Source organism: Lysobacter rhizosphaerae (genome assembly GCF_054779795.1).
The window spans coordinates 437,394-451,526 of record NZ_BAAGXO010000003.1 but is presented as its reverse complement, the minus strand read 5'-3'; the positions used below and the strand labels follow the sequence as shown (position 1 = coordinate 451,526).

16 protein-coding genes are annotated in these 14,133 nt (G+C 60.2%); 9 read left to right on the top strand and 7 right to left on the bottom strand.

Features of this window, described 5'->3' with window-relative positions; translation table 11 throughout:
* Nucleotides 1-13: 13 nt before the first annotated feature.
* From ACYVGE_RS07010 to ACYVGE_RS06985, 6 genes are all read left to right on the top strand, one after another.
* Complete coding sequence (locus ACYVGE_RS07010; protein ID WP_460728374.1) at nucleotides 14-469, top strand: hypothetical protein; 456 nt, start codon at nucleotides 14-16, stop codon at nucleotides 467-469.
* A 19-nt stretch (nucleotides 470-488) separates the two neighbouring features.
* Nucleotides 489-902: a hypothetical protein gene (locus tag ACYVGE_RS07005; RefSeq protein ID WP_460728372.1), complete on the top strand. Its 414-nt coding sequence runs from the start codon at nucleotides 489-491 to the stop codon at nucleotides 900-902.
* Between the two features lie 95 nt (nucleotides 903-997).
* Nucleotides 998-1,381: a VOC family protein gene (locus ACYVGE_RS07000; protein ID WP_460728370.1), complete on the top strand. Its 384-nt coding sequence runs from the start codon at nucleotides 998-1,000 to the stop codon at nucleotides 1,379-1,381.
* A gap of 59 nt (nucleotides 1,382-1,440) precedes the next feature.
* Nucleotides 1,441-1,899: a GNAT family N-acetyltransferase gene (locus tag ACYVGE_RS06995; protein WP_460728368.1), complete on the top strand. Its 459-nt coding sequence runs from the start codon at nucleotides 1,441-1,443 to the stop codon at nucleotides 1,897-1,899.
* 79 nt (nucleotides 1,900-1,978) lie between these two features.
* On the top strand, nucleotides 1,979-2,440 hold the full coding sequence (locus tag ACYVGE_RS06990) for a GNAT family N-acetyltransferase (RefSeq protein WP_460728366.1): 462 nt from the start codon (nucleotides 1,979-1,981) through the stop codon (nucleotides 2,438-2,440).
* A 29-nt stretch (nucleotides 2,441-2,469) separates the two neighbouring features.
* Nucleotides 2,470-3,060, top strand: coding sequence for a lysostaphin resistance A-like protein (locus ACYVGE_RS06985; protein WP_460728364.1), 591 nt, complete (start codon nucleotides 2,470-2,472; stop codon nucleotides 3,058-3,060).
* Nucleotides 3,061-3,570: 510 nt separating this feature from the next.
* Here the strand turns inward: ACYVGE_RS06985 and ACYVGE_RS06980 are convergent.
* Entirely contained in the window at nucleotides 3,571-3,849 is a 279-nt protein-coding gene (locus ACYVGE_RS06980; protein ID WP_460728362.1) for a hypothetical protein, read from the bottom strand.
* 239 nt (nucleotides 3,850-4,088) lie between these two features.
* Nucleotides 4,089-4,493, bottom strand: a complete 405-nt coding sequence (locus ACYVGE_RS06975) for a cupin domain-containing protein (protein WP_460728360.1) — start codon at nucleotides 4,491-4,493, stop codon at nucleotides 4,089-4,091.
* A 423-nt stretch (nucleotides 4,494-4,916) separates the two neighbouring features.
* Between ACYVGE_RS06975 and ACYVGE_RS06970 the strand changes: the two genes are divergently transcribed.
* Complete coding sequence (locus ACYVGE_RS06970; RefSeq protein ID WP_460728358.1) at nucleotides 4,917-5,315, top strand: tautomerase family protein; 399 nt, start codon at nucleotides 4,917-4,919, stop codon at nucleotides 5,313-5,315.
* A 261-nt stretch (nucleotides 5,316-5,576) separates the two neighbouring features.
* Here the strand turns inward: ACYVGE_RS06970 and ACYVGE_RS06965 are convergent, their stop codons facing one another.
* From ACYVGE_RS06965 to ACYVGE_RS06950, 4 genes are all read right to left on the bottom strand, one after another.
* A complete protein-coding gene (locus ACYVGE_RS06965) occupies nucleotides 5,577-6,674 on the bottom strand; it encodes an MBL fold metallo-hydrolase (protein WP_460728356.1) in 1,098 nt (365 codons plus the stop codon).
* Between the two features lie 210 nt (nucleotides 6,675-6,884).
* The gene (locus tag ACYVGE_RS06960) at nucleotides 6,885-8,816 is read right to left on the bottom strand and encodes a PAS domain-containing protein (RefSeq protein WP_460728354.1); all 1,932 of its coding nucleotides are present in this window, start codon (nucleotides 8,814-8,816) and stop codon (nucleotides 6,885-6,887) included.
* A gap of 192 nt (nucleotides 8,817-9,008) precedes the next feature.
* On the bottom strand, nucleotides 9,009-9,698 hold the full coding sequence (locus ACYVGE_RS06955; RefSeq protein WP_460728352.1) for a response regulator transcription factor: 690 nt from the start codon (nucleotides 9,696-9,698) through the stop codon (nucleotides 9,009-9,011).
* Between the two features lie 3 nt (nucleotides 9,699-9,701).
* Entirely contained in the window at nucleotides 9,702-10,172 is a 471-nt protein-coding gene (locus ACYVGE_RS06950) for a response regulator transcription factor (protein WP_460728350.1), read from the bottom strand.
* Between the two features lie 385 nt (nucleotides 10,173-10,557).
* On the opposite strand from ACYVGE_RS06950, the gene ACYVGE_RS06945 reads away from it, so the two are divergent.
* Together ACYVGE_RS06945 and ACYVGE_RS06940 are read left to right on the top strand one after the other, a co-directional pair.
* Complete coding sequence (locus tag ACYVGE_RS06945) at nucleotides 10,558-11,799, top strand: epoxide hydrolase family protein (protein ID WP_460728347.1); 1,242 nt, start codon at nucleotides 10,558-10,560, stop codon at nucleotides 11,797-11,799.
* Between the two features lie 201 nt (nucleotides 11,800-12,000).
* Nucleotides 12,001-12,561 (top strand): cytochrome P460 family protein, encoded by a 561-nt coding sequence (locus ACYVGE_RS06940; protein ID WP_460728345.1) that lies wholly within the window; start codon nucleotides 12,001-12,003, stop codon nucleotides 12,559-12,561.
* A gap of 399 nt (nucleotides 12,562-12,960) precedes the next feature.
* Here ACYVGE_RS06940 and ACYVGE_RS06935 read toward each other — a convergent pair whose 3' ends face one another.
* Nucleotides 12,961-14,034 (bottom strand): aldo/keto reductase, encoded by a 1,074-nt coding sequence (locus ACYVGE_RS06935; RefSeq protein ID WP_460728343.1) that lies wholly within the window; start codon nucleotides 14,032-14,034, stop codon nucleotides 12,961-12,963.
* Nucleotides 14,035-14,133: the final 99 nt, after the last annotated feature.

Here is a 14,133-nt window from a genome sequence, read left to right as displayed (position 1 = left end):
GGCGTTAGCGCCCATGGAAAAGTACGGCCAATACTTGACGTATTCACTGCTAGCCACTTTGGCGGGTTTGCCCGTGGGATGCTTCGTTGGTGGACTGTTGATTGGCTGCTACGGGCTACTCGCCGAGACCGGCGATTTAGGTCAGTTTCCCGGAGCGTTCACCTTCGGACTCTTTGTGGCAATGGTCGCTGCGTTCATTGGCATCCTGCCCAGCTTCCTTTATGGCGCGCCTCTCTATGCTCTTCTGTCCAAGCACAATGTGGCCAATGCACTGACGACTCTTTCCATTGGCCTCATCCCTGGATTCCTGGTACTACCGTTCGAGCCAAGCATGGCCGTATTCGTCATTTTGTTTGGCGCATGTGTTTCTGTGGCCACTCATCTTTTCGCAAAGCGTCGCTTGGCGCGGTTGGCCGACACGGGCGCTAACAACTCATTCAAGCCGAAGCCGCTTCGCGGCTCGGCTTAATTCAGGCGTTAGCCACCGCATGAGCGATCGTCCTCAGTTCGGGCTCTTCCCCAACCTCTATCTCGGCGTGTTCGTCGGGCTGCTTCTGGCTGCGCCATTCCTGTTGCTGGCCCCGTGGCGCTCCGGAAGTTCCTTGGCCTGGGGCGCATCCGCTTCGGGAGCGCTTCTGACCGTTTTGCTTCTGTGGCTCTCGAATCGCCAGTGCTCCAGCCAATCAGTCTCATACCGGGAAGGCCTGCTGTTTGTTACTGCGTCAATGATGACTGGCTGGTCGCTGCTCTCTGCGGTGTTCGTGTTCCCGGCGCTTCTGATAGCGGCCATGGCATCCTTTGCTATCTCCACCATCTACTTGCCGCTCGGCGGCAAGGCCAGGTCTGCGCCCGAGTTCTACCGTGTCGTAAAGTTCTTTCATAGTCACCGTATGCTTCAGTAAGCGGCGGCTAACAATTCATTCAAGCCGAAGCCGCTTCGCGGCTCGGCTTAATTCAGGCGTTAGGGCGCATTAGCGAGTTATCAGCGAGGTAATTGATGAGCAATCCATCTGTGGCCGGCGTGATATTCGTAGATAGCGTTGCCCAAATTTCCGCCTTCTATCAGGCTGTCGCAGCAATGGTTGTTGTCAACACTGACAATGATCATGTTGTTCTTGAGACTGTTGGTTTCCAATTAACCGTTCATGCCATTCCATCTTTCAGGCGCAGTGCTGATACTTCCTCCTATCCAACACGCGAGGACAGTTGCATCAAGCTGTGCTTCCCCGTCGCGGACATCGCTCAGGCACGTTCCGTAGCCGCAAGTTTTGGCGGTGAGCTTTGGCCGCCTGAGAAGGAGTGGCAAGCGAGGGGCTTTCGGGCATGTGACGGTCGCGACCCTGAGGGCAACGTGTTCCAGTTGCGGCAGAATGCGCCCTAACAATTCATTCAAGCCGAAGCCGCTTCGCGGCTCGGCTTAATTCAGGCGTTAGGCCTCGCATGAGCGACATCTCTATTCGTGACATCCAAGAGAACGACAACGCTCAGTGGGAGCAGCTTTGGGCGGGATACAACGCCTTCTATGGCCGGTCTGGCCCCAGTGCCCTACCAGCTACAGTCGTGGAAACTACTTGGCGGCGCTTCTTTGAGCCGACCGAGCCGGTGCATGCGCTTGTAGCAGAACGTGATGGCAAGCTCGTCGGTCTCGCGCACTATCTGTTCCATCGCAGCACAATCCAAATCCAGCCCTCGTGCTATTTGCAGGATTTGTATACCTCAGAAGAGTCGCGAGGCACGGGCGTCGGTCGCAAGTTGATTTTGGCAGTGTACGATCGGGCTCTGGCTGCAGATTCGCCTAGGGTTTACTGGCAAACGCATGAAACCAACAGTACTGCCATGCAGCTCTATAACAAGGTGGCCGAGCGCTCCGGCTTTATCGTTTACCGCAAGCTGCTTTAGCCCTGCGGAGGCGAGGCCTAACAATTCATTCAAGCCGAAGCCGCTTCGCGGCTCGGCTTAATTCAGGCGTTAGGCCCCTATGGAACCTGATTCGCCGCCAAAAGTAAGGCCCGCCGAGACGGGGGACTCAGTTGCGCTGTCTGAACTCTTTGGCGAGTTAGGCTTCCCGTGCTCGCCGCATGAGGTCTTGGATCGCTTCGACGCGGCAGAGGATATGGCGCTGGTTGCCACCCTTGAGGGTCGCATCGTGGGAGTCATTACAACTAATGTCATGCCGGTACTGCACCGACCGATGCCCGTCGGCAGAATTTCCGCACTTGTCGTGGCACAGGACATTCGTGGCTTAGGTATCGGTCGTGCCCTCGTAACCGCTGCCGAGGCGCTTCTGGCATCGCGCGGCTGTGGCTTGGTTGAGGTCACCAGCAACTTCCGCTTGGAGCAGGCCCACGACTTCTACGAGTCTGTCGGGTATGAAGCTACCAGCTACCGCTTCAAGAAAGATCTCGGCGCGGGGCCGAAGCCGCTTCGCGGCTCGGCTTAATTCAGGCGTTAGGCTGCAGACCAAACATCATGCATAGTGGTCCAAAAGCAAGCATCGGCTTCGGCAAACAGCTTCTTACCTGCGCAATCATGTGCGCGCTCGCCGTCGTTGTAATACTGCTGTTTCACCACCGACCGTACTTGCCCAGATTGCTTTCCGGCCTACCCCTGCTGCAACAAGCAATCGTGGGCGTTACCCTCGGCGGCCTGTACTGCTTATCCGCTGTCCTTGGGCACAAATATGTTACTGGCCGAAAAGCCGCCAAGACCATCATCGAGGGCTATAGTCGCTTGGACTTGAGTGGCTGGAACCCTCTCTGGATCGCGCTGGCCGCGGGCTTTGGTGAAGAGCTTCTTTTCCGCGGCGCCCTACAGCCCGTCCTTGGCATTTGGGCCACATCCGGGCTGTTCGTGCTTGCTCATGTAAAGGCATATCGGTTCAATGCCCTCAGCAAGGGCGTTCTGATCCAGGCTATAAGCATCTTCGCGATAAGCGTGTGCTTTGGTTACGTCGCACAGTACGTTGGTCTTGTCGCCGCAATGATTATCCATGCCGCAATGGATGTCGCTGGCCTGTATGCAATTCGTCGAGTGGCTCATGTGCCGGCAACTGCAGCCTAACAATTCATTCAAGCCGAAGCCGCTTCGCGGCTCGGCTTAATTCAGGCGTTGCGAATGGCTGCTTGTGGCCGGAAGCAGACAAGGCAAGGCTTGGCCTCGATTCGCGGCAGCGGCCGCTTTCGACCCAAAGCGGACATCCCATCGAAGCGTCAAAGCGGCGACAAGGGTGATCGAAGCGACTCAGTTCGCGGTTGTGGCTTCAGGAAACGCCGATTTCCCTCATACGATTTCCGGTCCAGGGCGATATAGGCGAACCCATATAGTTCCATCCACTTGTGATTGGCAGGCAGTTCGGCAGGTTGCCATCGCAGCCACCGAAACGAATCGTCACGCCACCATCGCCATCCTTCTTTGCAGTGATGTTGTTGAGGGTGTACGCGTCATATGGGTTCTTCTCGTAATTAGTTCGGAAACCCAGGTGACAAGGCTAGCCGCGCAAGAATTGACTCAGAGCGGCCTCGCCACCGCGCAGGCTCATGCGCCCGGCGTCTGCACCTCCGACGGCGCTGGCTATTTGCGCGAGGCCTTGGTCAGGGCATCGGCCTGTGAGGCGCTGAGGTACAGATCGCTGAACTGATCGCCGAACTTCTCCCCCATCAGTCGAGAGAACTCCAACGTGGCGTCGAGCGGGTAGTGGTGGATCGGCAGGGAATCCGCTTCACCCGCTTCGTTCATGTGCACGATGATGGAGCACTCCACAGGCACTCCGTTGATGCTCGACCGATACGACTCCATGAAGAACCCGCTGCCCCAGTCGCCGTAATGGGTGTAGTCCTGGAATTCGTACAAGGTGCGTGCATGCGAAAGGAGGGTAAGGATGTTGTCCTTGCCGTGAACGGGACGTTTGAGGACCGCGCCTTTGAGGGTTGCGTTCTGCGCGATCTTCCCGAGCCACGGCGGCGGGCCGACGGGCGGGGCAGGGTAGGGTGGTTTCGGTGAACTTCATGATTCAAAGCAGGATAAGTACGGCTGACAGGGGATGTGGCCAGTTGCGTTCGTATCGTGCGTGCTGGTTGAAGGGCTCGGGTTCATTTGACCCATTCGGTCAACGGCTTTCCTTTCGGAACGACGTATGTCCCGATTTCAGCGCCGTTGGTCTGGCCGACGTTCTTGGCGCTATGGATGACACCCGCCGGAACGAACAACACCTCGCCCGCTTTGAGCGTGACAGGCGCCTGGCCTTCGAGCCGATACTCCAGCGTCCCTTCGACGACGTAGATGATCTCTTCGCCAGGGTGCCTGTGGTTCGGTGCCGTCTTTCCCGGCTCGATGTCCACCCGCAGTTGATACTCCTCCCAGCCTGGGATGCTGAGATCATGCCTTGACAGCTCCTTGCGGGACGTGCCGGCAAGGTTCTGGGCCTGTGTCGCGTGGGGTGCGAGTGTGCTCGCGATCGACAGGAGGGCAGCGGCGCCGATGATGTTTGCTTTCATGTCATGGTCCTCAGTTTTTCGACGTGGCCTGGTTCTGCAGGAAGTCGGTGTCACACGTCGTCATCAGCCTCGCGTGAACTGCGATCGATCAGGAGGCTCAGAAGCTCTCCATGAGCCCAATGCCTTTTGGGCGAGAACTATTTCAGGTTCGGGCCCGGGATAAATGCACCCATTCAGGCGTTGGCGAATGTCCGCTCCTCGCCGGTAGCGGCCATTGAGGCGAGCCGGTCGTCCTAGAACCGTCAAGTGACCGCTTCCGGCCAGAAGCGGACGTTCGCCTAGGCAGGCGATAAAACTCAGGTCGACGCCTTCTTCCAGACCGAAAGTTGACCAGTCTGCCCAGCAATCTCCGTTCGAACTGGCGAGGATGAGCGCCGGCCTTTGCCGACCAGCCTTCACCCGCCGCCTATGGAGCTGCCTGTCATGCCTATGATCGACATCTACGCTTCGCCCGGCACCTTTGCCGATCCCGCGCGCCTGGCTCGCGAAGCCGCCAGTGAACTCATGGCGGCGGAGCGGTTGCCCGACCTCCCGATATTTCGGGCGAACACCGCCGCCTTTGTGCACGAGGTGCTTTTCGTCGCAGACGTCAACGGAGATGGCGCCTGCGTCCGCGTGCAAGTTTTGACGCCCCACGGCGCGCTTGATCGCGACAAGCAGAGGGATGCGGTCGCTCGCCTGACGACACTTGTAGCTGCTTCCAGCGCTGTTCCTCAAGACCGCGTGTGGGTGCTGCTGACAGAAGCGGCAGAGGGCGGCTGGGGCATCGCGGGCCGCGCCCTGGGTGCGGAAGACATAGCTGCAGTTTCGCAGCAGACATAGACACTGGCGTGTCGATTCAGACCGCATACGCGCTTCGCGCTCGCAGGTTCGACGGAGGCTCGGCCTTCTGTCCACTGTCCGCTTTTGGTCGGAAGCGTCGACCGCTTCACGCCTGCGCTTCAGCCATGCGCGCATTACGTCGCAGAACCTGAGGTGGCTGCCCGAAGGCTCTAAGGAAGGGCGTCGCATCCGTTCGGTGTCGTCGAGGGTCTCGGTGGCGACTTCGTCCATCGTGTGGCGGCTTTGTTCAACGATTGCGGATCATTCGATCCGCAAGGTCTGCTCCATCGAATAGCACTGGTCCCAGATCCACACGTCGTACGCGGCCAGCTTGGTCGACCACTTGGGCGCGAGTGTGTTCATGCATTGCACCACCACCCGGTCGATGTAGTCGTCGTACACCGCCCACGGATTGTTCATGTCCTCCGGATTGACGCCCTCGCCCGGCTTTGTTGACGACAGCGCCTGCCCAGCCGCCTGCTTCAAGTCCTTGTAGAACTCGACCTGCATGTCCACGTCGGCGTGGGTTCCCGTGCGGGCGACGTGCCCGCCCACCAGCGTCTCCCAAGGCAGCTTGGCGATTTCGTCGAGCTGCGCGATTGACCCGAGCACGTCCTGGGCGACGGCAAATCGACGCCAGGGCATCCACCCCGGAAACGCCACGTCGACCACCATCAGCACCTTCTGCTCCGGCGCACTGATGAAAATGTTGCCAGGAAGGTGCGCGTTGCCGTGATAGGACAGGTCCAAACGCTTGCCGCCGACCTCCAGCGTGTACTTGTCCTTGAAGGTAACCGTTGGCAGCGGACGGTCCGGATCGTTGTCGCGCTTGAGCAGCCGAGCCGTCTCCTCCTGAGCGATGATGATCGGCTTTCCGCCAAGGGCCTTGGTCCCGCCGATGTGGTCCTTGTGCGCATGGCTGTAGATCAGGTGGGTGATCGGCTTGTCGGTAACCTCTGCGATGGCCTTGGGCAGGTTGGCGGCGTAGTTGGGCGGAGTGTCGACAACGACAACGCCCTTGTCGTAGACCAGGAACATCGACTGGTAGATGTTGTCCGTCACCATGTACAGCCCGTTCCCAAGATCCTGCAGACGATAGCCCTTCGCAGGATCGACCTCTGGCCCGCGTGCGCTGGCCGGTACGTCAAAATGCTTCCCGATTCGGACGCCGATCGGCGCGATCTTCGGCATGTTCGCGTACGGCACGTGCCCGGGCGCGCCCGGCTCGTCCGCAGTGGACTCCTGTTTCATGGGCTCCTGGGCTTTGGCTGGCTCGGCCGGGGCCGGCGCCCTCGTGCACGCCGCAAGCCCCGAAAGGGCCGCCAAGGCAAGAATTCCGAAATGATGGTTCGTATTCATGACGGGCCCCTCCTGGGAGCCCCTCCGATCTCACCAGACCCAAATCGTCTGGGCGATTGGACCTTAGTATCAATACGAACGCATCGACCTGTTCGGCGACCCAACTCCGGGATTCCAGGATGGATGGAGGGTTCGGGCATCGTTGCATCACCCGGGAGGGTGATCATCAGCTAGGTCGCCGTCGGCTACACGTAATTTTGGATGGACAACTCAAGGCGGCGCAGTCTGACATGCGCTCTCGACATATATGGGAATCGTAAAGGCAAAAGAAGCACCGCAGTCGTCGTTGCATTGGGCCCAAATTCGCCCTCCGTGGCTATCCACGATGGATCGGCTTACCGCCAAGCCGACGCCCATGCCCTCGCGCTTCGTGGTGTAGAAGGCATCGAAGAGCCGCTCTGAAACGTCCCGATCCAACCCAGTACCGACGTCTCTCACCGTCAGGCGAACGGTCGCATCCCCATCGCACTCGGTTGTGACTGTGAGCAACCTCGGACGGTCGTGAACGTCACTCATGGCCTCCGCTCCATTGCGCAGGAGGTTCATGACAACCTGCTGGAGCTGGACGCGATCGCCGCCGACTCGCGGCGCCGAGTTATCGAAATCGGTTCGCACGCTCACGCGCATCTTGTCGAGATCGTCCTTGAGCATGGCGATGACCTCCGCCGCCGCCGCGTTGAGGTCAATCGCTTTGATCATGGGAGGACTTCTGCTGAACAGCGACCGGAGCCTCGCAACTACTTCGGCCGCACGATTTCCATCTCGGATGATCCTCTGCGCGGATTCGCGGGCACCTGATACTTTGGGCGGATCCGAGGCCAGCATGCGCAGGCAAGTTGCGGCGTTCGTGACGATTCCCGACAGCGGCTGATTGATTTCGTGCGCGATCGACGCCGTCAGGGCGCCCAGACTCAAGATCCTGGCGACGTGCGCTAGTTCGGAACGGGCCTCATTGAGCGCTGCTTCAGCGAGCCGGCGCTGCGTGATGTCGAGGACCGCGCCGATGTACTCGATCTGCCCCGAATAGTCGGCCCGATGTGCGATTACGTGCACGTGCTTGATGGACCGGTCCGGCATCAACAACCGGTGCTGGTACTCGAAGCTAGTCGCACCGCTGCGCGCGGCTTCAATCAGTCGCTCCAACAACTGGATGTCGTCCGGGTGAACACGTGCCGTGGAGTTCTCGACCGTGATGGGTGTACCCGGCTCAAATCCGAAGATCCGGTACAGCGGCTCCGACCAGGCAATCTCGCCCGTGGCGACGCACCAGGAGAAGTTGCCCATCCTGGCAAGGTGCTGGACTTCCGCGAGGAAGGCTTCGCTTCGTCGGAGTTCGGCCTCCGCATTCTTGCGATCATCGATGTCGGTATTGATGCCGCACCATTTGACGATTCGTCCGCAGTTATCCCGTAGAGGACTCGCGCGAAACAGGAACCAGCGGTAATGGCCATCATGACGACGCAGCCGCGCTTCGGCTTCACCGGCCTGCTCGGACTCCCGCATTCCTTTCCAGGTAGCAGCCAACTCCACCCGGTCATCCGGATGCACGGAGTCCTGCCAGCCTCGGCCCGTCATCGCTTCAAACGGGCGGCCCACGTAGTCTAGGTAGTGTCGATTGAAGAAGTCGGGCGATCCATCGGGCCCTGCCGACCATGCCATCGCAGGAATGCTGTTGATGAACTCTTCGAGATTCCGCTCTCGAGCGGCGGAATTTCCAACCGCGCTCCTTCTATCAGGGTTTTCGGCAGGCCGATCCGTGACCCGTGGGCCTTTGACTTCGTTGGCTACGCCGCACCACATGGTGATATGACAGGCGTCATCGCGCACCGGCGACGCCTCGATCCGAAACCTGCGCAGTCGCCCATCGGCGCGCCGCAGTCGCGCTTCCATATCGCCGGGAGCGCCAGACGCGAGTATCGATCGCCAGCGCTCGCGAATCTTCGGGATGTCAGCCGAGTCGACAGCAGTTTGCGTCCCCCATGTACCGGGAGCACAGAATGCCAACCCGGTGTAGTCGATCCAGCACCGATTAACGAAATCGATGCGGCCATCGGGAAGCGCGGTCCATGCCATCGTCGGCAAAAAATCCAACAAACCGACAATATCGCTCGCCGTTGCCAGCAAAAGAACGTCTTGCAGCATTGGAGTGATCCACGAAAGGTCTACGTGAACTCACCGCCCGATGCAGTGGCGCGGGACGCCGAATCCTCCGGCGACTCTGCAATTTTCCCATTTTTCGTCGGCCGCAGGCAACGGAGGACAGCAATATCTCAGGCATGTTTCTTGCCAACGGAGGCGTCGGCACGGACCTAGCACCGAGCGAAAATGAATGCGCTAACAAGCGGGGGCATCCGGTGGCGCGGGTGACTGGCGCAGCCTAAGTGCCAGCGCCATGCTGAACAAGTCGGCCAGCGAACGCGCACCCATCTTGTGCATCACCTTTCCCCGATGGGCTTTCACGGTGATCTCGCTGATACCGAGCTCGCTGGCGACCTGCTTGTTCAACAGACCCGATAGCACGAGGGTCATTACCTGTCGTTCGCGGCGACTGAGGGTTGCATAGGCCCGGTGGATACTCGAGGCTTCCGCCGCATCCGCAAGCACCTGCCGACTCAGTTCGATGGCGTCCGTCACGGCTCGCAGCAGTGCATCGGTGTCCAGCGGCTTGGTCAGAAACTCGATTGCCCCTGCCTTCATGGCCCTCACCGTCATCGGAACGTCACCACATCCGGTTATGAATACGATCGGAAGTTCGGCGCGATCGTCTGCTATCCGCTGCTGGAGTTCGAGGCCATTGAGGTCCGGCAGCGACACATCGAGCACGAGGCAGCCAGGCACCTGGGCGTGCGGCGTGGCGAGGAAGTCCCAGGCCGATGTGAACGGCTGCACACACAGTCCAGCAGTCTCGAGAAACGATTTGAGCGACTCGCGCACCGAGACATCGTCGTCGACGACGTAAACGATCGGCTCTGCTTGGAGAGTCGGCGATCGCAGTTCTGCCTCGACGCGCCTAGAACCCGACATCGCTCACCCCGCTGGTGCGTCCGTCGCGACCTTCAGGGCAGATAGCAACTCCGCATCACTGAACGGCTTGAACAGGCATGCCCGTGCACCGTGTGCCAGCAACTTCGCACGAAGGGCTTCGTCCCTTCGTCCGGTGATGAAGACGATGGGCGTGTTGTTCCCGCGCGCTCGCAGCTCGATCAACAATTCGAAGCCTCCCATTCCTGGCATGAAAGCGTCGAGGATCAGGCAACGGGTCTCGTTGACGAAATCGGATGCCAGAAATGTCTCGGCGGAAGGGAACACGCTGACCGCGTACCCGCATTCCCTCACCAGCTCAGGCAAGGACTCACGGATAGACTGATCGTCATCGACCACCGTGACTAACATGATCTGTCCGTAGTTGACCTTCTGTAAAGTCGGGCCCCCATCGAGCGCAGGATGCCTGCCCCAAGCTTCGTCCGTCCACAGTACTTTGGTGTCGACCTTAGCCACGCGTTGGCACGGCTCATGCTACGCACCCGACGCGACCTATACCAATGTGCAATCGACTTGCCGCGATGATGCGCGTCTGATGGATGCGCACGTGGTGCAAATGGAATTGCGAGCAATGCCGCGCCCGACGACCTGTGCGGGCGCATCTGCATCCGCATCTCGTGCTCGGCGCGAATCGCGGGCGTGGGCTTCCGTTACTCACGCAAAGGACAAACCTATGACATTCAAGACTTCGCTGCCACCACCCACGGGGGACGAGCGCTGCATTCCGCCTGATCGATCATGCGGTGCAGTTCCACCGTCGCCGGCTCGGCGCCACTTCCTTCGTACTGCTGCCGTGCTCTCTGCCGGCCCCCTTGCACTTCCTTTTCTCTACGCCAATACCATGAACACGTTCGACACCGAAACCCGTGCCGCCGAGGGGCTCGCCACGCGCCAGGCGGCTGACGACGGAGCCATCCGTCGGTTCACCTTCCATGCGCCACAAGAGGAGCTGGATGAGCTCCGCCGGCGCGTTTCCGCCCCGCGCTTGCCTGAAAAGGAAACCGTAAAAGATCCATCTCAGGGCGTGCAGCTCGCGACAGTTCAGAATCTCGCCCGTTACTGGGCGACCGATTACGATTGGCGCAAGGCCGAGGCCAAGATCAACGCGCTACCGAATTTTGTTACGGAGATCGACGGACTCGACATTCACTTCATCCACGCTCGGTCGAAGCATGAAAATGCCATGCCGCTCATCGTCACCCACGGCTGGCCAGGGTCGATCATCGAGCAAATGAAGATCATTGACCCGCTGATCAATCCAACCGCGCATGGCGGAAAGGCATCAGACGCTTTCCATGTGGTCATTCCGTCCCTGCCGGGCTACGGGTTCTCCGGCAAGCCGACCGACCCGGGTTGGGGGCCAGATCGCATCGCGAAAGCGTGGGTTACGCTCATGAAACGTCTTGGGTACTCCCGGTTCGCGGCCTCAGGCGGCGATTGGGGCGCAATGGTCACCGATGTGATGGCCGCGCAGGCACCTCCTGAGTTGGTCGGCGTCCATCTCACGTGGCCTTTCATGGTGCCTCCGGAGATCGACAAGGCCGTCCAAAGCGGTGGTCCGCTGCCGGCGGGTCTGTCGGCGGAAGAGCGGCTGGCATGCGAGCGACTGGGTGCCTTGTACCAGCATGGCTTGGGCTATGCCCAAGAGATGTCGACTCGTCCGCAGACGATGTATGCGATCGCCGATTCTCCTGTTGGCCTGGCCGCATGGATAATCGACCACGATGACCGCAGCTATGCTCTGATCTCGCGGGTGTTCGCAGGTGGGTCCGAAGGGCTCACACGAGACGATATCCTCGACAACATCACCCTGTACTGGTTGACAAACACGGCTGTCTCGTCAGCTCGCATCTATTGGGAGAACAAGTCCGCTTTCTTCGCCGCAAAGCACGTGATGATCCCGGTCGCCTTCAGCGCATTTCCGGACGAAGTTATCCAGGCTCCTCGGAACTGGGCGGAGAAAGCCTATCCCAAGCTTGTCTACTATAAAAAGCATGACAAAGGCGGCCACTTTGCGGCGTGGGAGCAGCCCGAGCTCTACACGGAAGATGTTCGCGCGGCATTCAGATCGCTGCGGCAGTGACAGGATTAGCATGTCAGCGATATTGGTGCCGCCCTTTTCGTAGTCGCACAGAACAGGGCTCCCCGGCGGGGGTGGCCAGGGCTCGATGAGCCCGGCAACGTGCGCTGAGGTTTTCTGATACTCGGCGACGGAATTGGGTCGTGTCTCAATCGACACGTAATCCGTTGCCTTTTTGCTCCATTGCAGGAAGGAGCTGAGAACATGAAAGGCGCAATTGCGACGACAATTGCCCTGGCGGGACTGATTCTGGTTGCTCTCGCAACCAGCGCAGCCATATCCGTGCAGGACAAGTACACGGTTAAAGTCAAAGACGGACTCGCCATTTCGGAGTTCAAAGGGTACGAGTCATGGGAGGCGATCAACATCAGTCACAATGGATCGCTCATGGCTGTGATCCTCGGAAACAAGGCGATGATTGATGCATACAGGGCGGGCATTCCCGGGAATGGGAAGCCATTCCCTGACGGCGCCAGAATGGCGAAGATTCATTACAACGCCATAAAGAACGAGGCGGCCCCTAATCAACCTTTTGTGGGCGGATCCCTGCATGACGTCGACTTCATGGTGAAGGACAGCAAGCGATTCGCGGACGGAAATGGATGGGGCTACGCTGCGTTCAAGTACGATCCAGCGTCAAAAACCTTCAAGCCAGCAACCACGGCAGACAACCCACCACAGGGAAATGATGCGAAATGTGGTGTGGCATGCCATACGGCGGCGAAGAATCGCGATTATGTATTCACGTCTTATGGCCTAAGGTAAGGATGAGGAGACTGTCGCCTTCGGAGAACTGGGGCGATGGTTTCAATGCGGCGCAGTCAACTGCATCTGTTGGGGGGCTGGATTCCTTGCTCCTCGGGAATTTCGTTCGCAACACGCATCGGGGACGACCCTGACCGTCACCAGACTGCTTCGCTCAGTGGCTTTGAACTCGTCGCTGTAACGGTGGATCTTGCGCAGGCCAAGTTTGGCCATCTGGCGCAGGTTGCGCCCGGCCATCATGAGGACGTACCGCAGCGCGGCGGCCGGGTTTTGGTAGCGCCGGCTCTACAGCGTGCCGGCGTCTCTACCAGGGACTTAGGCGGCGGTCAGCATGTTCGGGGCGAAGCTGCGACTCGATCGCACCACTCTATGTCCTCGAAACTGGTCCGCCGCCTGAGATCACGCTACCGGGATCGTAGGCTCGTCGATCAGGCTTGCGTCACCGCCCCGGATGGGGCCAATGGCCCATGCATTCAGCTCGTGTGGAATGCCGAGCCTGATCGCGCTCACCTGGTCGAGTCGGGCGAATTGCGCCGGGGTCAGCGTCACGTCCAGCGCGCCCAGGTAGTCGTCAAGCTGCTCGACGCTGCGCGGGCCGATGATCGGCACGTACGCCGTGGCCGCCCGCGCGCCCTGCTGCCGCATCCAGGCGATGGCGACATGGGAGGCCGGCACACCGAGCTCGGCCGCGACTTCGAGGACGGCGTCGACGATCGCGGACTTCTGCGCGGTTTCCTCGAAGAACCCGATGGCCTTGAGGTCGCTGATCCGGCCGGTGCCGCCCTGGCGGTACTTGCCGGTCAGCAGACCGCCGCCGAGCGGGCCCCACAGCGCCGCGCCCAGGCCAAGCGCCTGCGCCATTGGCAGCAGCTCCCGCTCGGCGGTGCGCTCGACCAGGCTGTATTCGACCTGGATACCGATGACCGGGGACCAGCCGCGCAGCTCCGCGACGGCGGCCGCGCGCGACACCCGCCAGGCGGGGAAGTTCGACAGCCCGAAATAGCGGATCTTTCCGGCGCTGACCAGGTCGTTCAGGCCGCGCAGGATCTCCTCCATCGGGGTCAGGTCGTCGGGGGCGTGCACCCAGTACATGTCCAGGTAATCGGTGTTCAGGCGGCGCAGGCTGGCCTCGAGGGCCTGCACCATGTACCGGCGGCTGTTGCCGGTGTTGGTGACGGTCTGCGGTCCGACGCCGTTCATGCTGTATTTGCCCGCAAGCACAAAGTGGTCCCGGTCGGCACCCAAGAACGAGCCGAGCAGCTGCTCGGATTCGCCGGCCTGATAGTTCTCGGCGGTGTCGATGAGCGTGCCGCCGGCTTCGGCGAACCGGTCGAAGATCTTGCGGGCCTCGGCGGGCTCGGAGCCGGGGCCCCAGCCGCCACCGGCGCGCCAGCCAGTGCCGAAGTTGGCGGTGCCGAGGCCGTACTCGGATACGCGCAGGCCGTTGTTGCGCCCGAAGGTGGTGTATCGCATGGGTGGAGATTTCCTGGGTCGAGTAGAGGAGCAATTTGCATTGCGACAACGTGGACGCCAGTTCTTGGCGCCGCCGAGGAAGTAACCACGGCGGCACTG

Excerpts from the sequence above, each read along its gene's own strand:
- ACYVGE_RS06960 (WP_460728354.1), bottom strand. The coding sequence starts at position 8,816 with ATGCTGCAAGACGTTCTTTTGCTGGCAACGGCGAGCGATATTGTCGGT.
- ACYVGE_RS06935 (WP_460728343.1), bottom strand. The coding sequence starts at position 14,034 with ATGCGATACACCACCTTCGGGCGCAACAACGGCCTGCGCGTATCCGAG.
- ACYVGE_RS06985 (WP_460728364.1), top strand. The coding sequence starts at position 2,470 with ATGCATAGTGGTCCAAAAGCAAGCATCGGCTTCGGCAAACAGCTTCTT.
- ACYVGE_RS06940 (WP_460728345.1), top strand. The coding sequence starts at position 12,001 with ATGAAAGGCGCAATTGCGACGACAATTGCCCTGGCGGGACTGATTCTG.
- ACYVGE_RS06975 (WP_460728360.1), bottom strand. The coding sequence starts at position 4,493 with ATGAAAGCAAACATCATCGGCGCCGCTGCCCTCCTGTCGATCGCGAGC.
- ACYVGE_RS06945 (WP_460728347.1), top strand. The coding sequence starts at position 10,558 with ATGAACACGTTCGACACCGAAACCCGTGCCGCCGAGGGGCTCGCCACG.
- ACYVGE_RS07000 (WP_460728370.1), top strand. The coding sequence starts at position 998 with ATGAGCAATCCATCTGTGGCCGGCGTGATATTCGTAGATAGCGTTGCC.
- ACYVGE_RS06965 (WP_460728356.1), bottom strand. The coding sequence starts at position 6,674 with ATGAATACGAACCATCATTTCGGAATTCTTGCCTTGGCGGCCCTTTCG.
- ACYVGE_RS07010 (WP_460728374.1), top strand. The coding sequence starts at position 14 with ATGGAAAAGTACGGCCAATACTTGACGTATTCACTGCTAGCCACTTTG.
- ACYVGE_RS07005 (WP_460728372.1), top strand. The coding sequence starts at position 489 with ATGAGCGATCGTCCTCAGTTCGGGCTCTTCCCCAACCTCTATCTCGGC.
- ACYVGE_RS06955 (WP_460728352.1), bottom strand. The coding sequence starts at position 9,698 with ATGTCGGGTTCTAGGCGCGTCGAGGCAGAACTGCGATCGCCGACTCTC.
- ACYVGE_RS06990 (WP_460728366.1), top strand. The coding sequence starts at position 1,979 with ATGGAACCTGATTCGCCGCCAAAAGTAAGGCCCGCCGAGACGGGGGAC.
- ACYVGE_RS06970 (WP_460728358.1), top strand. The coding sequence starts at position 4,917 with ATGCCTATGATCGACATCTACGCTTCGCCCGGCACCTTTGCCGATCCC.
- ACYVGE_RS06995 (WP_460728368.1), top strand. The coding sequence starts at position 1,441 with ATGAGCGACATCTCTATTCGTGACATCCAAGAGAACGACAACGCTCAG.